Genomic DNA, 20314 nt, shown 5'->3' on the forward strand with positions numbered 1-20314 from the left:
GTGAGTTTTGCCACCCTTATAAGATGTTTCAACCAGAAAGAACAATAACATGCTACCAAAAGCCGCCCGCATCCCCCATGCCATGACGCTTCATGGCGACACGCGCATCGATAATTACTACTGGCTGCGGGACGACACACGCTCGCAGCCGGAAGTGCTGGATTACCTGCAACAAGAAAATAGCTACGGTCATCAGGTCATGGCGTCGCAACAAGCTTTGCAGGATCGGATATTAAAAGAAATCATTGACCGCATACCGCAAAGAGAAGTCTCTGCACCTTACGTCAAAAATGGCTATCGCTACCGGCAAATTTATGAACCTGGTTGTGAATATGCAATCTACCAGCGTCAGTCGGCGTTCAGTGAAGAGTGGGACGAATGGGAGACTCTGCTCGATGCGAACAAACGGGCGGCGCACAGTGAATTTTATTCAATGGGCGGAATGGCGATTACGCCCGATAACACGATTATGGCACTTGCAGAAGATTTTCTTTCCCGACGCCAGTACGGTATCCGTTTTCGCAATCTGGAAACGGGCAACTGGTATCCCGAACTGCTGGATAACGTGGAACCCAGCTTTGTCTGGGCGAATGACTCCTGGACATTTTATTATGTTCGCAAGCATCCGGTGACGTTGTTGCCGTATCAGGTCTGGCGGCATGCCATTGGCACTCCAGCATCTGAAGACAAACTGATTTACGAAGAAAAAGACGATACCTTTTACGTCAGCCTACATAAAACGACGTCGAAACACTATGTGGTTATTCACCTTGCCAGCGCAACTACCAGTGAAGTTCGGCTGATGGATGCAGAGCTGGCCGATGCCGAGCCGTTTGTCTTTTTACCGCGTCGCAAAGATCACGAATACAGTCTTGATCACTACCAGCATCGGTTTTATCTGCGCTCCAACCGCAACGGCAAAAATTTTGGCTTATACCGTACCCGTATGCGTGATGAGCAAGCGTGGGAAGAGTTAATCCCACCGCGCGATAACATCATGCTCGAAGGCTTTACGCTGTTTACTGACTGGTTGGTGGTTGAAGAGCGTCAGCGTGGGTTAACCAGTCTGCGGCAAATCAACCGCAAAACGCGGGAGGTTATCGGCATTGCCTTTGATGATCCGGCTTACGTTACCTGGATTGCCTATAACCCGGAACCTGAAACCTCACGATTGCGTTATGGCTATTCCTCCATGACTACGCCAGATACATTGTTTGAACTGGATATGGATACCGGAGAGCGTCGGGTATTAAAACAAACGGAAGTCCCCGGTTTCGATGCGGCGAATTACCACAGCGAACACTTGTGGATCACCGCCCGTGATGGCGTCGAAGTGCCTGTTTCGCTGGTCTATCATCGCAAGCATTTCCAGAAAGGCCACAACCCGCTGCTGGTATATGGATATGGCTCTTACGGCGCAAGCATTGATGCCGATTTCAGTTTTAGCCGCCTGAGTTTGTTGGATCGCGGTTTTGTCTACGCCATTGTCCATGTCCGTGGCGGCGGCGAGCTGGGGCAGCAATGGTACGAAGACGGTAAATTCCTGAAAAAGAAAAATACCTTTAATGACTATCTCGATGCCTGCGACGCATTGTTAAAACTGGGCTACGGTTCACCTTCACTCTGTTATGCGATGGGGGGCAGTGCTGGCGGTATGTTGATGGGCGTTGCAATTAATGAGCGCCCCGAGTTATTCCACGGCGTGATTGCCCAGGTACCGTTTGTTGATGTTGTAACAACGATGCTTGATGAGTCGATTCCTCTTACTACCGGCGAATTTGAAGAGTGGGGAAATCCGCAGGATCCGCAATATTATGAGTATATGAAAAGCTACAGCCCGTATGACAATGTCACGGCGCAGGCTTATCCGCATCTGCTGGTAACGACCGGATTACACGATTCACAGGTGCAATACTGGGAACCGGCAAAATGGGTGGCTAAGCTGCGCGAGCTTAAAACTGATAACCATCTATTATTGCTTTGTACCGACATGGATTCAGGGCATGGCGGTAAATCCGGACGTTTTAAATCCTACGAAGGTGTGGCGATGGAATATGCTTTTCTGATAGCCCTGGCGCAGGGGACATTACCAGGCCAATCAGCGGGTTAAACACTCTCCAGATAATGCTTCAAGGTTAAACGTAACTCCGGGCTCATACTGTCAAGGTTGTTAAACAACCAGCGCAGATAGCCCGGATCGCGCTTTGCAACGTCTGATACGGCTTTACCGCGATACTTGCCAAACGTGAACGTCGTCAACAACGACGGCCGCCCGGTGATATCCGCCATCTGCTCCGCCGTCCAGCCTGATGTGTTCATAATATCGATAAGCAGGGCTGCGGTAATATAGCAATCATACAGCGCGCGGTGGTGATGCAGACCCGATGGTGTCTGGACATTCAGCTTGCGTGATTTATACAGTGCCATATTGCTGTACTTGATTCCTGGCCACAAACGACGAGCCAGTTTCATGGTGCAAATCCACTCACCGGGCATTTCTGGCAACACCCGGCGGTCAAAGCTGGCATTGTGGGCGACATACCATTCGCTACCGTAATAGTGCGGGATAACTTCTTCAATCCACGGTTTGTCGGCAACCATGGACTCTGTGATACGGTGAATCGCCATGGCTTGTGGACTGATGGGACGGTCGGGACGCACCAGGTGGCTCATCGGGTTGACGATTTTCCCGTTAACAACATCAACAGAGGCAATTTCAACGATCCCTCCCTGCAAACCGCAGGTTTCTGTATCGATAATGCGCAACATGGTCATGCTCCAGGAAGAAAACGCCTAGCGTAATGGAATGATATCGCCTTGCCAACCCTGCGAAGAGCGCTGGCCAACCAACAAAAGCGAACCGCGATCGGCGCGAACAATAAGGCGGCCATGTTCATCCCACAGTGCGCTGTTACCACGGGCGTTCGCCATTAGCACAGCGATGGAGTATTGATGTGAGAAAAACTCTAAGCGTCGGGTCGAAGCCAATAGGTCAGGTTCACCGATGCATTGCCCGGTTGTAAAAAGTGAACAAGTCGGGTCCATATCAATACCTTCCGGTTGGCCATCCACTACAGTGATGGTTTCGGAACGTTGACCCAGGCATGCACCATGACTTTGATGATAAATTCCTGGCGTTTTCATCCAGGGGGCGAATACGGCAATACCGCGAATAAAACGCTCATTATATTCAACGGGAAGGCCAGCAATAATGGTCATTCGCGAGGTTGTTGCTGCATAACAAAGCGGGTCTAAAAGCGAGAGATCGGGCGGAGACGGAAGCGCACGTCGTTTGTAATCACATCCTAGTAGAGAAAGTGAGGGAAAAACCAAAAGTTCGCACTGGTGTCTGGCGGCAGCCCTCACGAACTCCAGATGATGGGCTACCTGTTCAGTGAGTGAAGCATTACGAGGCTCATATTGTGCTGCTGCAACTTTCCAGTACGACATGATGACTTCCTTTTCATAGTGTCTGCGAATAATGGCGTGTATGAGAAAATACTTATAATTTAGCAGGCGCCATGTAAGAAAGTGTAACTTAATATAAGGTTTATTTAAGTTTGGGCTCGTAAGGTAAACGTGACAGATTTACAGAGGCGAGACGGTGGGCGATAAGGCGCTCACGAAACCAGCCACGCAAGTGTTCCGGTTGTTCACGTTCAACCGCTTCAGCAATCACCGGCATATTGTACCGTTCTTTAAATGCCACTCCGGCAGCGGCCAGATCGACATTTACTTTATCCATTTCAGTTTGATCCAGTTTGGCCAGATTCTTCAGCATACGGTGTCTCCTCGTTAATTGCGGGCAAAAGTTACTAAGAGTCAGCCAGGATGGCAAGCCTGAATTGATGATCCTCGACTCTCTCATTAGACAAGGTTATGCTCTGTAAAAAACTCATTACAAAAAGGAATAGATAATATGGTTTCAACTGCGCGTTCTCTTCGTTATACGCTGGCAATCATTGCCGGTTTGCTGGCGGCCCCTTCCGTCTGGGCTCATGCGCACCTGACTCACCAGTATCCTGCGGCGAATGCGGCGGTCACTGCTGCCCCACAGGCCGTTACTTTAAATTTCTCTGAAGATATTGAACCTGGATTCAGTGGGGCCAAAATCATCGGCCCGAAGAATGAAAATGTTAAAACATTACCCGCAAAGCGTAATGAACAAGACAAAAAGCAATTGATCGTTCCGCTTGCCGACGCCCTGAATCCCGGAAGTTATACCGTTGACTGGCATGTTGTTTCGGTGGACGGGCATAAAACCAAAGGGCAGTACACCTTTACTGTGAAATAAAGCATGCTAGCGCTTACCTGGGTCACACTGCGATTTATCCATTTTATCTCTCTGATGCTGGTTTTTGGCTTTGCGATGTACGGGGCATGGTTGGCACCAGTGACGATTCGTCGATTATTGACGAAGCGTTTTTTGCGTTTACAACAGCACGCAGCCGCATGGAGTTTGATCAGTGCCGCAGCGATGTTCGCCGTTCAGGGTGGGTTGATGGGCGCGGGATGGCCAGATGTCGTTTCGCTGAGCATCTGGCAGTCGGTGTTACAAACGCACTTCGGAGGCGTCTGGATTTGGCAAATCGTTCTCGCTCTCGTTACGTTGACCGTCGTTCTGATGCAACCACGGAATATGTTGCGGTTACTGTTTATGCTGACTACCGCGCAATTTATCCTGATGGCGGGTATGGGACACGCGACATTAAATGAAGGATTAACCGCAAAAATTCATCAGACCAATCACGCCGTACATCTTATCTGTGCTGCCGCATGGTTTGGAGGGCTACTGCCGGTTGTCTGGTGTATGCGGCTGGTGAAAGGGCGCTGGAAACGCCCGGCCATTCATGCGCTGATGCGTTTTTCCTGGTGCGGACATTTTGCTGTCATTGGCGTGCTAGTGAGTGGTGTGCTCAATGCATTACTCATCACGGGATTTCCCCCCACGCTTGCCTCTTACTGGGGCCAGCTCTTATTGCTCAAAGTCATACTGGTTATGATTATGGTGGTTATCGCGCTGGCAAATCGTTATGTTCTGGTCCCAAGAATGCGGCATGATGAAGTCCGGGCTGTTCCCTGGTTTGTATGGATGGCTCAACTCGAATGGGCGATAGGCGCGGTGGTACTGGTGATTATCAGCCTGCTAGCGACTCTGGAACCGTTTTGATGGATTACGATAAATGATGAAAAAAAGTATATTGGCGTTTTTGTTGCTCACCAGTTCCACTGCGGCGCTGGCGGCTCCTCAGGTGATTACCGTCAGCCGTTTTGAAATTGGCAAAGACAAATGGGCGTTTAATCGCGAAGAAGTGATGTTGACATGCCGACCGGGTAATGCGCTGTATGTCATCAACCCCAGCACCCTGGTTCAATACCCTTTGAACGATGTTGCGCAAAAAGAAGTTTCCAGTGGGAAGACTAAGGCCCAGCCTATTTCGGTGATCCAGATTGAAGATCCCAACAAACCCGGTGAAAAAATGAGCTTGATGCCATTTATAGAACGAGCTGAAAAACTCTGCTAGTTACCTGAGTTAGCTTTTTGATTTGCCAAAAAAAACGCCCAGGATCTTTTATCAGATCGGGCGTTTTTTTTACTTTTAAAATGATGATAAAGACGCTTTTTTCTGACCACTTTTCGTGTGGACTGGAAAACCTGGCGTCGTCATCTATTCTTAAAGGGCAAGGCAACTAAGCCTGCATTAATGCCAACTTTTAGCGCACGGCTCTCTCCCAAGAGCCATTTCCCTGGACCGAATACAGGAATCGTATTCGGTCTCTTTTTATCTATTAAGCCAGCGGATGAATACATCACTGTTTTCCCTGTGCTGACTTCACAATCAACCATAACACACACTCTACTGCTTCAGTCCAGCCTTTTTTAACATTTATGTTAAAATAATGTGATCTTCTGCGCGGGAGTAAAAAATTGATGAAAGAGGCAGGCCGCACCTATCAGAAAATTGATGGCAGCCATTGGCGACATATCTGGTTGGTGGGGGATATTCATGGCTGCTTTGGGCTACTGCGTATCAAATTATGGCATTGCCGTTTTGACCCGTGGCAAGACTTATTGATCTCGGTAGGTGATGTTATTGATCGTGGTCCGGAGAGTTTGCGTTGTCTTCAACTACTGGAGCAACGCTGGGTCAGAGCGGTAAGAGGCAATCATGAGCAGATGGCGATAGATGCGCTGGCCGCGCAGCAGATGTCTTTATGGTATATGAACGGTGGCGACTGGTTTGCTGCACTGGCAGATAAGCAACAGAAGCAAGCAGAAAGGGCGCTCAGCAAATGCCAGCATTTGCCTTTTATTCTTGAATTAAACAGTCGCACTGGCAAACACGTTATTGCCCATGCTGATTATCCTGACGATGTTTATCAATGGCAAAAGGACGTCGATTTGCACCAGGTATTGTGGAGTCGTTCGCGATTACGTGAAGGCCAAAAAGGGCAGGGAATTACCGGTGCTGACCATTTCTGGTTTGGTCATACGCCGTTACCTCATCGCGTAGATATTGGAAACTTGCATTATATAGACACCGGCGCCGTCTTCGGAGGGACACTCACCGTGGAACAACTCCAGTAATTAAAAGTCACTGTACTCCTGCGCGGGCCGCCAGAACCCATCAATAAAATCCTCAACAGGAAAGCAGCCGCCGTGGCGGATCCGTTGATCGTCCATTGAGTAGACGCACTGCTGTTCCGTGTTGTAAACATCAACAACAATATCTTCACAGCCAGCATCCAGATAGCAAACAAAAAGTACCAGCGCGAACATTTCATCCTCGAAGTGTGGTGCCGTACCGTTAAGTTTAGGAGAGGATTTTACTTCGGGGAAATAACCAGAATAAATAACCCGCCATGCCGACGGGTTCTTTTTGGATCATGCAAGACGCATAATCCAGGCATCAGACTTTTGATCGTAGCGGGTACGGTACAGGACAGAGTGTTCGCCGTTTAGTAGAGCTGGAATGCTGGTTTCGGCGTCCCAGGCATCCAGTTGCATACATAAATCGGGGTCAGATTTACAAGGAATTGTTAATGTTCGATCACCTGGCGATTCGCCGTGTAACTCGCCGTCATCGATTTCAAAAGCGCCTATGCGCACACTGGTTTTCATCTTCGTGCTCTCCATTTATCTGCCGGTTGTGGTACGACCAGTCCGATCGCACCATTTTTCAGCGTAGTTGAGGCAGGCGAATGTGCCAGTCAAAAAGTGCGCTTTTTTTGTGCGCTATCAGGCGTTACCGGTAAAAAGTTTCCCATCGCGCACCAGTTCACGTGGGTAACTGTTTTTCAGTCGCGAGCCAATACGTTTGGCTAAACCTATTGGCTGATTCTGGAAGGTTACCAGCACATCATCCGTAGTTGGCACGGTTTGCGGGTAAACATCGCGCCCGCGATACCACTCTTCCGCTTCCTGAGGCGTCAGTTCGAAAGCGTTCGTATGGTTCGGGGATGCCAGGGCAATAACCGCTTCATGCTGCCAGCGATAACCTTTGTTATGCGTTTCAGCAAGCTTAATTCCCAGACGGGAAAATCGGACTTTACCGATCAGGGCTTCAATGCCTGCCGGGAACAGCCAGAGTTCTTTATCGCGCTGCCAGAGGCGCAGATTTTCATCCCACTGTAAGCCAACGGCAGTCGCCGCCTGGCGAATTTGTGCGGCTTCGCGATCTTTGATTGGGCTAAACGGGAAATTACCCACTTTGTATTTCGGTGCGGGTAAGGCGGGAATCGACTGTGTTTTGCGTAACCGGGCAACGAAGAAGCCTTCGCAGTCGTAAATTTGTGGGAAAACGTGCAAAAAGCCTTCTTCGGTGAGCGCCTTGTCCGCGCCAGGGAAGAGATCGCCCAGCGGTAAAAACTCTACTGCGTCGGGGTAAGTCTCTTTCAGCCACAGGCAAACGGCTTCGTTTTCTTCCAGGTTTAAGGTACAGGTCGAGTAAACCAGCGTACCGCCAGGGCGTAATGCATGAAAGGCACTGTCGATCAGTTCCCGCTGGGTGGCAGCGATTTCCTGATTGCTTTCTGGTGACCAGTTTTTCAGTGCGTCGGGATCTTTACGCACCACGCCTTCGCCAGAGCAGGGGGCGTCCAGTAAAATGGCATCGAACATTTCTGGTAACGCCGCACCAAAGACGCGGCCATCAAAATGAGTCAGAGACACGTTACGGATACCGCAGCGACTGATATTGGCATGTAACACTTTTACCCGGCTGGCGGAAAACTCATTGGCAAGAATCGCCCCTTCGTTATTCATGCGAGCGGCAATTTGCGTGGTTTTTGAACCTGGCGCGGCGGCGACATCCATCACCCGCTGTGGGGTATTATCGTCGGCAAACAATGCGGCAACGGGCAACATTGAACTGGCTTCCTGAATATAAAACAGGCCGCTTAAATGCTCGGCGGTACTGCCCAACGGCAATGCATCTTCATCGTCGCGTTCAATCCAGAAACCTTCTTCACACCACGGAATCGGCGTTAGCGTCCAGCCGTAAGGGGCGGTTAATTGCAGGAAATCAGCAACGGAGATTTTCAGGGTATTTACGCGAATGCTGCGGCGCAACGGGCGCTGACAGGCGGCGAGAAAATCATCAAAAGAGAGCGTCGAAGGCATGGCTTCGCGCATTTGTGTCAGAAAGGCGTCCGGGAAATAAACGGTGTGTTGGGCCACGAGCATGTACCACTGGCAAAAAAAACAGGCGCGCAGTTTAGCATAAACGCTCCGGCGCAGGCACGCCGGAGCAATGTGGCTTATCGGGGGAGTGCTGTTCCCCATTCACGCCACTCTTTCGGTTCACTTTCCTGCAACAGGAAGTGTTTGCCTTCCTGAGCTTTCGGCGCCAGCGGCGTACCTGGAGGCGTGGCGAAGGCGATCCCGCCACGGATAAACTGGTTAAAGGTACCGGTTTTCACCACGCCGCCCGTCAGACCGAAGTCCAGACTGTAGCCCGAAGCTAGCCAGAAGACGGAATTGTTACGTACCAGGTGCTGGTAACGTTTACTGATGCGCATCGCAATCATCACGCGATCTGACAATGTCCCCAGCGTCATTCCGGTGACTGTACCTACTTCCAGACCACGGAACAGTACTGGCGTACCAACACCTAACGAACCGGCTTCTGGCGCTTCAACAATAATGCTTAAGCCATCAAGGTAACGCGAATCAGTAATGGTGGCTTCTTGCAATTCAAAGTCACGGCGAGGATTACCCCGACCTGGTTCGACGTTGATATACGGCTGGAGGATCGTATCAAGATGCTCAACGCCTGCTGCCGAAATTTGCGGTGTGACCACTGAGAAGCGTGTACCACCGCGCGCAAAGATCTGGACATATTCCGGATAGAGCACCGCCTTTGCCTGTACTTCATTGCGCGCGGTGATCAGATCCAGAGTCTGGATTTGCCCGATATCAATACCGAGATAGCGAATTGGCATACCGACCGCCAGTTTTCCGGCATCGAAAGCGTGGAGCGTAATCTGCCCGCCAACCGCACGAGCTGCTGTTTCGGAAGCATACAGAATCCGCTTATCGCCTTTACGTTGGCTGGCGCTGGCACCGCTGAGATTATCGAAGCTGATGGCCCCCTTTAACGCCCGCGAAAGCGGTGACGCCTGAACGGTCAGGCCGCTGCCGTTAAGTTGAACTTTCGCGCCGCCTTCAGCCCAGAACACGCTGTTGCTGGTCAGCAGGTTGCGATATTCCGGTTTAATATGCAAATCGATATCGAACGCATTGGCCCGTGGACGTACGGTAATCACTTCACCGACCTCAAATTTACGGTACAGCACTACCGACCCTGCCTGCACATCCGGCAGTGTCTCCGCACTTAAACTCACGGTCGTGGTAGGTAAATCACTAAGACTATTTTCGAGGGCTTTTTCCAGATTGGCATACAGCGGATAGCTGGCTTTCATCTCGCCTTTGTCGCCGGGCAGAATACGTATCCCGCCGTTGAGCCATTCTGAGGCGCTGGCACCGAGAAACTCGACACCATCCAGACCCACTTTCACGTCGACACGACTATTAACGACAAATTTGCTGTCGCCTTTTACCAGTTCGCGATGCTGGGGTTCGATAGCGACGGTAAATGTCACACCTTTGCTGGTGAGTTTACGGTCGATAACCTGACCTACCTGTACGCCGTGAAGAATGAGCGGCTGACCGGCATCAATTCCATAGCTTTCTGGTGCAGTCAGGGTAAGCGTCAGAACATCGGGTTCATGCAGTAAAGCTTTCTCGCCAGGCACAACGACAAACTCTTTGCGTGGCTCGCCATCACCCGGTACCAGTTCGAACGTTTTGCCGGTCAACAGGGCGCTGAGATTGGCGTCGTTGAGAGATAACTTCGGGTTACGTAATTCGATGCGGGTATTTTCACGAAGCAGGGTGACGACGCTGGGATCAACGGTCATTTCCCCGGTGACTTTGCCACCTGGGTTTAAATTCAGTTTGGTCAGTTGCCCGACTTCCAGCCCCTGGTACATGAGCGGCGTTGAATCGGCGTTTAATCCGGCTCCACCTGGTAGATCCAGCTTTATGATCACTCCACGCTGGCTGTGGGCGAGATCCTCATACAGACCAAAGGTATCTTCCGGATCGGCAGGTTTCGACTCTTCTGGTGAATCGAAGGCAATCGCACCGTTAACCAGGGCAGCCAGACTTTCCAGTTTCACCTTCGCGCCACTGATACTGACATTGGCATCAACACCAGAAACGTTCCAGAAGCGGCTGCCTTTTTTCACCAAATCGGTGAAACGCCGCTCAATCAGGACATCAATCACCACGCCTTGCTTATTGGGATTGATCGCATAGTCATAGACGCGTCCCACCGGAATTTTGCGGAAATAGACCAGCGAACCGCTGTTCAATGAACCGAGATCGGGGGCTTGCAGGTGGATCATCAGATCACCATTATCCAGCCGATACTTTGGCTGGGTATCGAGCGCCACAAAGTGATCCTGCTCTTTGCCTTTGCCCGGCATCATGCCGATATAGTTACCGCCGACCAGCGCATCAAGCCCGGAAACACCTGCCAGTGAGGCTTTCGGCGTCACCAGCCAGAACTGCGTCTCTTCGCGCAGGGCATCTTTCATATCGGACTTGATGCTGACCTTCACTTCAATCTTTCGTAGATCGTCGCTGAGGCTGACATCCTGCACCGTGCCGACTTCAACGCCCTGATAACGAACAGGCGTGCGACCTGGAACAATGCCGTCTGCCGACATAAAGTCGATGGTGACGGTATTGCCTCTATCCTGATAACTACCCCAAATCAGCCAACCGGCAATCATTAGCGCGATGAACGGCAACAGCCAGAAAGGTGAGATACGGCGTTTAGTTTTAATTTGCGCTTCAGTCGTCGAAGCGGGCGTTTCCTGACTCATGTGCATCCCAAAGTAAGCGGCTGTCCAGCCATTCCACAGCAAGAATAGTCAAAATAACCGCTGCGCCGAAATAAAACGCAGCGGGTCCCATAGTAAAAGCGAGGATCTGATCGCGATTAATCAGCGACATGGTTAATGAAATGACAAACAGATCGAGCATCGACCAGCGGCCAATCCAGGTCACCATCCGCAATAGCAAAATCCGCGTGCGTAAGCCTTGCTGGCATTTAAAATGAATGCTTACCAGTAAAGTAAACATGACGATGACTTTGGTGAACGGCACCAGGATACTGGCGATAAAAACAATGCCGGCAACTGCAATATTGCTGTTTGCCAGCGACATAATTCCAGAAAGAATCGTATCTTCTTGTCGTCCACCGTTCAGGTAGATGATCGAAATAGGCAGCAGGTTGGCAGGTAACAATAAGACAATTGAAGCCAAAAGAGCAGCCCAGCATTTTTGAATACTATGATGGCGACGCAAGCGAAGTGGGATATGGCAACGCGGACAACGACCGCGCGGATCGGGATAGCTGGTAAAGTGACAACCCAGGCAAACGCGTAATTTCTCATCCCTACGCGTGGCAGGGCGCTGCGGATAAAATCGCTCCCACAGCTGTTCAACATTAAGATGTGACAATGTCACTGTTGTTAAAATCACCAGCGCGAAAAAAGAGAATAGCCCGACGCCCGCCTGGATATGGGCGTAATCCTGTACCTTTATAGAAGCAACGCCAATGCCGACCAGATAGATATCCAGCATTACCCACTCTTTTAGTCGCTCCAGCATCAGCAACACCGGGCGTAAATTCATTCCCAGTCGATTGCCAAACCATAAATACGCAATAGAAGTCACCAGTATGAGAGGTGCACCTATAACGCAGAAAAACACCATTGCGCCGGTTATCGCATCGCCCTGTTTGGTCATCTGCCAGATGCCTTGCATTACATTGGCGTCGATACGGATACCTAACAGCCAGATATGTAATAGAGGTTCGCCCCAGGCAAAAGGCATAAGCAACAGCATAGTAAAAGCCATTGCTGCCAGCCTTGTGAGCGACCAGTCACGCCCATCGCGAATTTTCGCCTGACAGCGCGGGCAATAGGCACTCTGGTGAGAATTTATCTCGGGCAGGCTAAACAGCATGTCACATTGCGGGCAACGTTGATAATCACCACGCGGTAGTTCCTCGCCAATTGCGCTCACTGTTATCTTTTTTGTCGGCGTAATTTGTGGGGTGTTAAGAGCCATGACATGCCAAATGTGATAAGAATTAACATTTATCTTAACCCATGATGGGAATGATCTTGAGCATTAACGCATTTAATGCTTATTTTAATAGGCTGGCAGTTCCAGGTAAGACAACTAAGTGATTATATAATGAACAAAACAGAATTTTACGCGGACTTAAACCGCGACTTTAATGCGTTGATGGCGGGAGAAACCAGCTTTCTGGCAACGCTGGCGAATACCAGTGCTTTGTTATACGAGCGTCTGACTGACGTAAACTGGGCTGGGTTTTATTTACTTGAGGACGATACGCTGGTACTCGGGCCGTTTCAGGGCAAAATTGCCTGCGTACGGATCCCGGTAGGGCGTGGCGTGTGTGGCACTGCAGTTGCCCGCAATGAAGTACAGCGAATCGAGGATGTTCACGCCTTTGATGGGCATATCGCCTGTGATGCGGCGAGTAATTCTGAAATCGTTCTGCCGTTGGTGGTGAAAAATCAGATTATTGGCGTTCTCGATATCGACAGTACTGTCTTCGGTCGCTTTACAGACGAGGACGAGCAAGGCTTACGTCAGCTTGTGGCGCAGCTTGAAAAGGTGCTTGCAACGACGGATTACAAAAAATTCTTTGCGAGCGTCGCAGGATAATCAACGGATAACGTAGCATTTACTGATGACGTCATTATAATGACGCCTGTTCATGCCTGCGCTTGTTGGCTACGTCCGTTGTAATCAGGAAATTTCATGGAAAATCAACCTAAGTTGAATAGCAGTAAAGAAGTAATCGCGTTTCTGGCCGAACGTTTTCCCCACTGTTTCAGTGCGGAAGGTGAAGCGCGTCCGCTGAAAATCGGTATTTTTCAGGATTTGGTCGATCGCGTTGCTGGGGAAATGAACCTTAGCAAAACGCAACTGCGATCCGCTTTACGTCTCTACACTTCGAGCTGGCGCTATCTGTATGGCGTTAAACCAGGCGCGACGCGTGTCGATCTCGACGGCAACCCATGCGGTGAGCTGGACGAGCAGCATGTAGAACATGCTCGCAAGCAGCTTGAAGAAGCGAAAGCGCGCGTCCAGGCGCAGCGTGCCGAACAGCAGGCGAAAAAACGCGAAGCTGCCGCAGCTGCAGGTGAGAAAGAAGACGCACCACGCCGCGAACGCAAGCCACGTCCTGCTGCGCAACGCCGTAAAGAAGGCGCCGAGCGCAAACCTCGCGCGCAGAAACCGGCTGAGAAAGCGCCAAAAACAGTAAAAGCACCTCGCGAAGAACAGCACACCCCAGTTTCTGACATTTCAGCTCTGACTGTCGGACAAGCCCTGAAGGTGAAAGCTGGTCAAAATGCGATGGATGCCACCGTATTAGAAATCACCAAAGACGGCGTCCGCGTCCAGCTGAATTCGGGTATGTCTTTGATTGTGCGCGCAGAACACCTGGTGTTCTGAAACGGAGGCCGGGCCAGGCATGAACATGTTTTTTAGGCTTACCGCGTTAGCTGGCCTGCTTGCAATAGCAGGCCAGACCTTCGCAGTAGAAGATATTACGCGTGCTGATCAGATTCCGGTATTAAAGGAAGAGACGCAGCATGCGACGGTGAGTGAGCGCGTAACGTCGCGCTTTACCCGCTCCCATTATCGCCAGTTCGACCTCGATCAGGCATTCTCGGCCAAAATCTTTGACCGCTACCTGAACCTGCTTGATTACAGCCACAATGTGCTGCTGGCAAGCGATGTTGAACAGTTCGCGAAAAAGAAAAATGAGCTGGGCGATGAACTGCGCTCCGGTAAACTTGACGTTTTCTACGATCTTTACAATCTGGCGCAAAAACGCCGTTTTGAACGTTACCAGTACGCCTTATCGGTACTGGAAAAACCGATGGATTTTACCGGCAACGACACTTATAACCTGGACCGCAGCAAAGCGCCCTGGCCGAAAAACGAGGCCGAGTTGAACGCGCTGTGGGACAGCAAAGTCAAATTCGACGAGTTAAGTCTGAAGCTGACAGGAAAAACGGATAAAGAAATTCGTGAAACCCTGACTCGTCGCTACAAATTTGCCATTCGCCGTCTGGCGCAAACTAACAGCGAAGATGTGTTCTCGCTGGCAATGACGGCGTTTGCGCGCGAAATTGATCCGCATACCAATTACCTTTCCCCGCGTAATACCGAACAGTTCAATACTGAAATGAGCTTGTCGTTGGAAGGTATTGGTGCGGTGCTGCAAATGGATGATGACTACACCGTTATCAATTCGATGGTGGCAGGTGGCCCGGCAGCGAAGAGTAAAGCTATCAGCGTTGGTGACAAAATTGTCGGTGTTGGTCAAACCGGCAAGCCGATGGTTGACGTGATTGGCTGGCGTCTTGATGATGTCGTTGCCTTAATCAAAGGGCCGAAAGGCAGTAAAGTTCGTTTAGAAATTTTACCTGCTGGTAAAGGGACTAAAACTCGTACGGTAACACTGACGCGTGAACGCATTCGTCTGGAAGACCGCGCAGTTAAAATGTCCGTGAAGACCGTCGGCAAAGAAAAAGTGGGCGTACTGGATATTCCCGGTTTCTATGTTGGCTTGACAGACGATGTCAAAGTTCAGTTGCAGAAGCTGGAAAAACAGAATGTCAGCAGCGTCGTCATCGACCTGCGTAGCAATGGCGGCGGGGCGTTGACCGAGGCAGTATCGCTCTCTGGTTTGTTCATTCCTTCCGGTCCGATTGTTCAGGTCCGTGATAACAATGGTAAAGTCCGCGAGGACAGTGATACCGACGGCCAGGTGTTCTATAAAGGCCCGCTGGTGGTATTGGTTGACCGATTCAGTGCTTCGGCTTCAGAAATCTTTGCCGCCGCGATGCAGGATTACGGTCGCGCGCTGGTTGTGGGCGAACCAACATTCGGCAAAGGCACTGTCCAGCAGTATCGTTCTCTGAATCGTATCTACGATCAGATGTTACGTCCTGAATGGCCGGCGCTGGGGTCAGTGCAGTATACAATCCAGAAATTCTATCGCGTTAACGGTGGCAGTACCCAACGTAAGGGCGTGACGCCGGATATCATCATGCCAACGGGCAATGAAGAGACGGAAACGGGAGAGAAATTCGAAGATAACGCGCTGCCGTGGGATAGCATTGATGCTGCAACCTATGTGAAATCAGGCGATTTATCGGCGTTTGAGCCGGAATTGCTGAAGGAACATAATGCGCGCATCGCGAAGGATCCTGAATTCCAGAACATCATGAAGGATATTGCTCGTTTCAATGCCATGAAGGACAAACGCAATATTGTTTCTCTGAATTACGCTGTGCGTGAGAAAGAGAACAATGAAGATGATGCGATGCGTCTGGCACGATTGAACGATCGCTTTAAACGCGAAGGCAAACCGGAGTTGAAGAAACTGGATGATTTGCCAAAAGATTACAAGGAGCCAGATCCGTATCTGGACGAGACAGTGAATATCGCACTCGATCTGGCGAAGCTGGAAAAATCCAGACCAGCGGAACAGCCCGCTCCCGTCAAGTAACATCAATCAGGCACAAGAAATTGTGCCTGATTTTTTAACAGTGGCAAGATGCCGTAAATCAGATGCTACAAAATGTAAAGTTGTGTCTTTCTGGTGACTTACGCTCTATCCAGACTTGAAAATAGTCGCGTAACCCATACGATGTGGGTATCGCATATCGCATATCGCATATCGCATATCGCATATTGCGTTTTGTTAAACTGAGGTAAAAAGAAAATTATGATGCGAATCGCGCTCTTCCTGCTAACGAACCTGGCCGTCATGGTCGTTTTCGGGCTGGTACTGAGCCTGACAGGGATACAGTCGAGCAGCGTTCAGGGGCTGATGATTATGGCCTTGCTGTTCGGTTTTGGTGGTTCCTTCGTTTCGCTTCTGATGTCCAAATGGATGGCATTACGATCTGTTGGCGGGGAAGTGATCGAGCAACCGCGTAACGAAAGGGAACGTTGGCTGGTCAATACTGTAGCAACCCAGGCCCGTCAGGCGGGGATTGCTATGCCGCAAGTAGCTATCTACCATGCGCCGGATATCAACGCCTTTGCGACAGGTGCTCGTCGTGATGCCTCTCTGGTTGCTGTCAGCACCGGTTTGCTGCAGAACATGAGCCCGGATGAAGCCGAGGCGGTAATTGCCCACGAAATTAGCCACATTGCGAATGGTGACATGGTTACCATGACGCTGATTCAGGGCGTGGTAAACACCTTCGTTATCTTTATTTCACGTATTCTGGCGCAGCTTGCCGCGGGCTTTATGGGCGGTAACCGTGATGAAGGTGAAGAGAGCAACGGTAACCCGCTGATCTACTTTGCGGTTGCGACGGTTCTGGAGCTGGTATTTGGTATTCTGGCGAGCATTATCACCATGTGGTTCTCGCGTCACCGTGAATTCCATGCCGATGCAGGTTCAGCCAAACTGGTTGGTCGTGAGAAAATGATTGCTGCGCTGCAGCGTCTGAAAACCAGCTATGAGCCGCAGGAAGCAACCAGCATGATGGCTTTTTGTATCAATGGTAAGTCCAAATCGCTGAGTGAGCTGTTCATGACTCACCCGCCGCTGGATAAACGTATTGAAGCCCTGCGTACCGGTGAATACCTGAAGTAATTTGCAGTAAATTATAAAAAAGCGCGTCCTGGTTGACGCGCTTTTTTTTAGCCTTGTGCGCGCGGTTGGGTAATGCGTAAACCACTGACACAGGCGGCGATCACTGCCAGAATAGCCGCAGCCGTCAGCGAGACGTGCGTACCATTATCACCAAACTGATTCAACATCAGCGCCACCAGAGCTGCGCCGCTACTCTGACCAAGCAAACGCGCTGTACCCAACATTCCACTGGCACCACCGCTACGCTCACGCGGGGCGGAGGTAATAATGGTGTGATTATTGGGGGACTGGAATAACCCAAAGCCTGCACCGCATAAGATCATCGGCCAGATGATATTGATATCGGCAGGTGAAGCTGGCAACAGGACCAGTGAAAAAAGTCCCGCCGCCATGATGAACAGCCCTAAAGCACCAAGCAATCCTGCATGGACGCGCTCTATCAAATAACCTGCCAGCGGAGCCATTACCATCGTTGCCAACGGCCACGGGGTCAGTAGCAAACCTGTCTCAACTTCACTACGCCCAAGTACGGTTTGCAGATAAAAAGGCAGGGAAACCATCGCCAGCATTTGCGCGCAGAAAGAACAAATGGAGGTACAAATTGATAGTGTAAACAGCGGAATACGCAGTAAATCCACTGGTAGCAGTGGAACAGGAAGGGAAAGCTGGCGGCGAATAAAGAAAATACCAACAATAATCATTACCGCCAGTTCTGCACCGATCAGCGTCAGTGATTGCCCCTGAGCAAAACCACTCAACGCGGTAATAAGCAGGCCAAATGTCAGCGCATTCATCACGGCGCTGGGCAGATCAAACCGCGGCTTACTGGCACGAGAACCATTTGGCGGCAGAAAACGCATCGCCAGGAGTAGGGCGATAATACCCAATGGTACGTTAATTAAAAATAACCACTTCCAGGACGCAATTGAAAGGATTGCGGCGGCGATCGTCGGCCCGGCAGCGGAGGAGACGGCGACGATAAAAGAGTTAATTCCCATCCCTCGCCCCAGAAAACGTTGTGGGTAGATTAAGCGGATGAGTGCAGTATTGACGCTCATTAACGCCGCGCCGCCAAAACCTTGTATTACACGCGCCAGGGTTAGCATTTGCAGTGAATCAGAAAGAGCGCAGAACAACGATGAGAGCAGAAAAACCACCAGACCGAATTTATAAATTCGTCGATAGCCAAACATATCGCCCAAAAAAGAGAACGAGAGTAAGGAGATAACAATCGCGATTTGGTAGGCATTCACCACCCAGATGGAACTGGCTGGTGTGGCGTGGAGATCGGTTGCAATGGTTGGCAAGGCGACATTAGCGATAGCGCCGTCGAGAACCGCCATCGAAATACCAATAATAATGGTTAATATTGCGCCGTACCGCTGAGGCAACGGCAGGCCATCGGCCTGAACTTTTGGCATAGGAATTTTATATCTTTTGGTAATAATCAACAGGGGTATGATTTTAGCACTGATATTCACGGCGAATGTCGCAGAATTGTAACTAACCGGCAAAAGATGGATTGCGACCACCCTGGCGCGAAATTATAATAAAAAACAGTTCTGATTTTTATAAAACACTCGCAATGAGGTGATAAATGGCTAACGCAGATCTGGATAAACAACCTGATTCTGTATCTTCCGTACTGAAGGTTTTTGGCATTTTGCAGGCGCTGGGCGAAGAGCGCGAAATAGGGATAACCGAGCTGTCACAGCGTGTCATGATGTCAAAAAGCACCGTTTATCGCTTTTTACAGACCATGAAAACCCTGGGCTATGTCGCACAGGAAGGGGAGTCGGAGAAATACTCTCTGACTCTAAAATTATTTGAGCTGGGCGCTCGTGCGTTACAAAACGTCGATCTTATTCGCAGTGCAGATATCCAGATGCGTGAGATCTCCCGTTTGACCAAAGAAACCATTCATCTTGGCGCACTGGATGAAGACAGTATCGTTTACATCCACAAAATTGACTCTATGTACAATTTGCGCATGTATTCACGGATTGGCCGTCGTAATCCTCTGTACAGCACTGCGATTGGTAAAGTGCTGCTGGCCTGGCGCGATCGCGATGAAGTGAAGCAAATCCTTGAGGGCGTGGAATATAAACGCAGCACCAATCGGACCATCACCAGCACAGAGGCGTTATTACCCGTGTTAGATCAGGTCCTTGAGCAGGGATACGGCGAAGATAACGAAGAACAGGAAGAAGGGCTGCGTTGCATCGCCGTTCCGGTGTTTGACCGCTTTGGTGTGGTGATTGCCGGCTTGAGTATTTCCTTCCCGACGCTGCGTTTTTCTGAAGAACGTTTGCAGGAGTATGTGGCTATGTTGCATACGGCAGCGCGCAAAATATCCGCACAAATGGGGTATCACGACTATCCATTCTGATTAAAATAAGAACCTGTCTGCATAAAATTCAGACAGGTTCTTCATTCAGCGTGGATTAAATAATGTTAATAGTGATATCGTTCGAGCAGAAGATGAAAGTACTTTATATCCATTAGTTTTGATGTGGATATTTGTACCGTTATCTATCAATCATTATCGACGACGATATTGCTTTTACGTAGCAGCGGGCAATCTGTAATCCCCAAAAATCCACTTTTAGTATGCAGATATTGCACCGTGCTTGTGCTTCGGGCGGTGAGATATGTGCATTGCAGTCCTAACCCGGCAGCATTTTCCTTGCTCCCAATCAGAACGCCATATCCGCTGAGTAATAATCCTGTCCATACCAGTGCTATCAAGATAATTGTGCGAATGATGAATCGCATTACGACCTCTTCTCTTTTTGTTTGCTTAATCGTAGCGGCAATATGGACTGAAGCAAGCGTATCATTCCGAAAAAGCACGAATATCGACATGGTTAGACGTTGTTTAACTAACGCATGATAGTGTAAAGGCAGAAGAGAGGTTAAACGGAGATTGGAGTGAAAAAGTTTCGATGGGTCGTTCTGGTTGCCGCTGTGCTGGCTTTCTTGCTGTTATGGATGCAGGTATTCAACATAATGTGCGATCAGGATGTGCAATTTTTCAGCGGAATTTGTGCCATCAATCAGTTCATCCCATGGTGATA

At 50.0% G+C, this 20314-nt stretch carries 21 protein-coding genes; 11 read left to right on the top strand and 10 right to left on the bottom strand.

Translation table 11 applies throughout. The features are described from left to right. The first annotated feature begins 49 nt into the window (after window positions 1-49). The gene (ptrB, locus tag AACU94_RS07220; RefSeq protein ID WP_135489177.1) at window positions 50-2110 is read left to right on the top strand and encodes an oligopeptidase B; all 2061 of its coding nucleotides are present in this window, start codon (window positions 50-52) and stop codon (window positions 2108-2110) included. Here ptrB and exoX read toward each other — a convergent pair. The 3 genes from exoX to holE all read right to left on the bottom strand — a co-directional run bounded on the left by exoX (window position 2107) and on the right by holE (window position 3781). Next, window positions 2107-2769: an exodeoxyribonuclease X gene (exoX, locus tag AACU94_RS07225; RefSeq protein WP_130208475.1), complete on the bottom strand. Its 663-nt coding sequence runs from the start codon at window positions 2767-2769 to the stop codon at window positions 2107-2109. The two genes, ptrB and exoX, sit on opposite strands and share 4 nt — an antisense overlap. Before the next feature lie 24 nt (window positions 2770-2793). Further along, window positions 2794-3450, bottom strand: coding sequence for a carbon-nitrogen hydrolase family protein YobB (yobB, locus tag AACU94_RS07230; RefSeq protein WP_130218724.1), 657 nt, complete (start codon window positions 3448-3450; stop codon window positions 2794-2796). 100 nt (window positions 3451-3550) lie between these two features. Beyond that, complete coding sequence (holE, locus tag AACU94_RS07235; protein ID WP_000916758.1) at window positions 3551-3781, bottom strand: DNA polymerase III subunit theta; 231 nt, start codon at window positions 3779-3781, stop codon at window positions 3551-3553. A 138-nt stretch (window positions 3782-3919) separates the two neighbouring features. Between holE and yobA the strand changes: the two genes are divergently transcribed. The 4 genes from yobA (at window position 3920) to pphA (ending at window position 6589) form a co-directional block, all read left to right on the top strand. Beyond that, a complete protein-coding gene (yobA, locus tag AACU94_RS07240) occupies window positions 3920-4294 on the top strand; it encodes a CopC domain-containing protein YobA (RefSeq protein ID WP_130218726.1) in 375 nt (124 codons plus the stop codon). A 3-nt stretch (window positions 4295-4297) separates the two neighbouring features. Then, on the top strand, window positions 4298-5170 hold the full coding sequence (gene copD, locus AACU94_RS07245; protein ID WP_135489178.1) for a copper homeostasis membrane protein CopD: 873 nt from the start codon (window positions 4298-4300) through the stop codon (window positions 5168-5170). A gap of 13 nt (window positions 5171-5183) precedes the next feature. Then, window positions 5184-5525, top strand: coding sequence for a YebY family protein (locus tag AACU94_RS07250; protein WP_130208467.1), 342 nt, complete (start codon window positions 5184-5186; stop codon window positions 5523-5525). A 407-nt stretch (window positions 5526-5932) separates the two neighbouring features. Further along, a complete protein-coding gene (pphA, locus tag AACU94_RS07255; protein ID WP_135489179.1) occupies window positions 5933-6589 on the top strand; it encodes a protein-serine/threonine phosphatase in 657 nt (218 codons plus the stop codon). Here pphA and AACU94_RS07260 read toward each other — a convergent pair whose 3' ends face one another. The 5 genes from AACU94_RS07260 to yebS form a co-directional block, all read right to left on the bottom strand. Continuing rightward, on the bottom strand, window positions 6590-6781 hold the full coding sequence (locus tag AACU94_RS07260; protein ID WP_130208463.1) for a YdfD/YebW family protein: 192 nt from the start codon (window positions 6779-6781) through the stop codon (window positions 6590-6592). Window positions 6782-6886: 105 nt separating this feature from the next. Then, on the bottom strand, window positions 6887-7123 hold the full coding sequence (locus tag AACU94_RS07265; protein WP_002431586.1) for a YebV family protein: 237 nt from the start codon (window positions 7121-7123) through the stop codon (window positions 6887-6889). 117 nt (window positions 7124-7240) lie between these two features. Then, a complete protein-coding gene (gene rsmF / locus AACU94_RS07270; protein WP_135489257.1) occupies window positions 7241-8680 on the bottom strand; it encodes a 16S rRNA (cytosine(1407)-C(5))-methyltransferase RsmF in 1440 nt (479 codons plus the stop codon). Window positions 8681-8760: 80 nt separating this feature from the next. Next, window positions 8761-11394, bottom strand: a complete 2634-nt coding sequence (gene yebT / locus AACU94_RS07275) for a lipid-binding membrane homeostasis protein YebT (protein WP_135489180.1) — start codon at window positions 11392-11394, stop codon at window positions 8761-8763. After that, a complete protein-coding gene (gene yebS / locus AACU94_RS07280; protein WP_135489181.1) occupies window positions 11363-12646 on the bottom strand; it encodes a membrane integrity lipid transport subunit YebS in 1284 nt (427 codons plus the stop codon). The genes yebT and yebS overlap by 32 nt, the downstream gene beginning before the upstream one ends. A gap of 129 nt (window positions 12647-12775) precedes the next feature. Between yebS and msrC the strand changes: the two genes are divergently transcribed. The 4 genes from msrC to htpX all read left to right on the top strand — a co-directional run bounded on the left by msrC (window position 12776) and on the right by htpX (window position 17237). After that, window positions 12776-13273 carry an L-methionine (R)-S-oxide reductase gene (gene msrC / locus AACU94_RS07285; RefSeq protein WP_130208455.1) on the top strand — a complete coding sequence of 166 codons (498 nt, stop codon included), beginning with the start codon at window positions 12776-12778 and terminating at the stop codon, window positions 13271-13273. A 96-nt stretch (window positions 13274-13369) separates the two neighbouring features. Next, entirely contained in the window at window positions 13370-14068 is a 699-nt protein-coding gene (gene proQ / locus AACU94_RS07290) for an RNA chaperone ProQ (protein WP_000431365.1), read from the top strand. 19 nt (window positions 14069-14087) lie between these two features. Further along, complete coding sequence (gene prc / locus AACU94_RS07295; RefSeq protein WP_130208453.1) at window positions 14088-16136, top strand: carboxy terminal-processing peptidase; 2049 nt, start codon at window positions 14088-14090, stop codon at window positions 16134-16136. Between the two features lie 219 nt (window positions 16137-16355). After that, entirely contained in the window at window positions 16356-17237 is an 882-nt protein-coding gene (gene htpX, locus AACU94_RS07300; protein WP_000984517.1) for a protease HtpX, read from the top strand. Between the two features lie 47 nt (window positions 17238-17284). Here the strand turns inward: htpX and AACU94_RS07305 are convergent, their stop codons facing one another. Then, complete coding sequence (locus tag AACU94_RS07305) at window positions 17285-18658, bottom strand: MFS transporter (protein ID WP_130208451.1); 1374 nt, start codon at window positions 18656-18658, stop codon at window positions 17285-17287. A 176-nt stretch (window positions 18659-18834) separates the two neighbouring features. On the opposite strand from AACU94_RS07305, the gene kdgR reads away from it, so the two are divergent. Then, on the top strand, window positions 18835-19626 hold the full coding sequence (kdgR, locus tag AACU94_RS07310) for a DNA-binding transcriptional regulator KdgR (protein WP_135489182.1): 792 nt from the start codon (window positions 18835-18837) through the stop codon (window positions 19624-19626). Window positions 19627-19772: 146 nt separating this feature from the next. Here kdgR and AACU94_RS07315 read toward each other — a convergent pair whose 3' ends face one another. Then, window positions 19773-20012, bottom strand: coding sequence for a YobH family protein (locus AACU94_RS07315; RefSeq protein WP_130208729.1), 240 nt, complete (start codon window positions 20010-20012; stop codon window positions 19773-19775). A 156-nt stretch (window positions 20013-20168) separates the two neighbouring features. Between AACU94_RS07315 and mgrB the strand changes: the two genes are divergently transcribed. Continuing rightward, the gene (gene mgrB / locus AACU94_RS07320; RefSeq protein WP_130208449.1) at window positions 20169-20312 is read left to right on the top strand and encodes a PhoP/PhoQ regulator MgrB; all 144 of its coding nucleotides are present in this window, start codon (window positions 20169-20171) and stop codon (window positions 20310-20312) included. Window positions 20313-20314: the final 2 nt, after the last annotated feature.

The sequence above is a fragment of the Escherichia sp. E4702 genome, from assembly GCF_963883545.1.
Lineage (GTDB): Bacteria > Pseudomonadota > Gammaproteobacteria > Enterobacterales > Enterobacteriaceae > Escherichia.

What these genes read in the sequence shown, in the direction of transcription:
- AACU94_RS07250 (WP_130208467.1), top strand. Translation starts at nt 5,184, where the DNA reads ATGATGAAAAAAAGTATATTGGCGTTTTTGTTGCTCACCAGTTCCACT.
- prc (WP_130208453.1), top strand. Translation starts at nt 14,088, where the DNA reads ATGAACATGTTTTTTAGGCTTACCGCGTTAGCTGGCCTGCTTGCAATA.
- holE (WP_000916758.1), bottom strand. Translation starts at nt 3,781, where the DNA reads ATGCTGAAGAATCTGGCCAAACTGGATCAAACTGAAATGGATAAAGTA.
- AACU94_RS07305 (WP_130208451.1), bottom strand. Translation starts at nt 18,658, where the DNA reads ATGCCAAAAGTTCAGGCCGATGGCCTGCCGTTGCCTCAGCGGTACGGC.
- copD (WP_135489178.1), top strand. Translation starts at nt 4,298, where the DNA reads ATGCTAGCGCTTACCTGGGTCACACTGCGATTTATCCATTTTATCTCT.
- htpX (WP_000984517.1), top strand. Translation starts at nt 16,356, where the DNA reads ATGATGCGAATCGCGCTCTTCCTGCTAACGAACCTGGCCGTCATGGTC.
- AACU94_RS07260 (WP_130208463.1), bottom strand. Translation starts at nt 6,781, where the DNA reads ATGTTCGCGCTGGTACTTTTTGTTTGCTATCTGGATGCTGGCTGTGAA.
- yobB (WP_130218724.1), bottom strand. Translation starts at nt 3,450, where the DNA reads ATGTCGTACTGGAAAGTTGCAGCAGCACAATATGAGCCTCGTAATGCT.
- exoX (WP_130208475.1), bottom strand. Translation starts at nt 2,769, where the DNA reads ATGTTGCGCATTATCGATACAGAAACCTGCGGTTTGCAGGGAGGGATC.
- yebT (WP_135489180.1), bottom strand. Translation starts at nt 11,394, where the DNA reads ATGAGTCAGGAAACGCCCGCTTCGACGACTGAAGCGCAAATTAAAACT.
- pphA (WP_135489179.1), top strand. Translation starts at nt 5,933, where the DNA reads ATGAAAGAGGCAGGCCGCACCTATCAGAAAATTGATGGCAGCCATTGG.
- AACU94_RS07265 (WP_002431586.1), bottom strand. Translation starts at nt 7,123, where the DNA reads ATGAAAACCAGTGTGCGCATAGGCGCTTTTGAAATCGATGACGGCGAG.
- kdgR (WP_135489182.1), top strand. Translation starts at nt 18,835, where the DNA reads ATGGCTAACGCAGATCTGGATAAACAACCTGATTCTGTATCTTCCGTA.
- ptrB (WP_135489177.1), top strand. Translation starts at nt 50, where the DNA reads ATGCTACCAAAAGCCGCCCGCATCCCCCATGCCATGACGCTTCATGGC.
- AACU94_RS07315 (WP_130208729.1), bottom strand. Translation starts at nt 20,012, where the DNA reads ATGCGATTCATCATTCGCACAATTATCTTGATAGCACTGGTATGGACA.
- msrC (WP_130208455.1), top strand. Translation starts at nt 12,776, where the DNA reads ATGAACAAAACAGAATTTTACGCGGACTTAAACCGCGACTTTAATGCG.
- yebS (WP_135489181.1), bottom strand. Translation starts at nt 12,646, where the DNA reads ATGGCTCTTAACACCCCACAAATTACGCCGACAAAAAAGATAACAGTG.
- proQ (WP_000431365.1), top strand. Translation starts at nt 13,370, where the DNA reads ATGGAAAATCAACCTAAGTTGAATAGCAGTAAAGAAGTAATCGCGTTT.
- yobA (WP_130218726.1), top strand. Translation starts at nt 3,920, where the DNA reads ATGGTTTCAACTGCGCGTTCTCTTCGTTATACGCTGGCAATCATTGCC.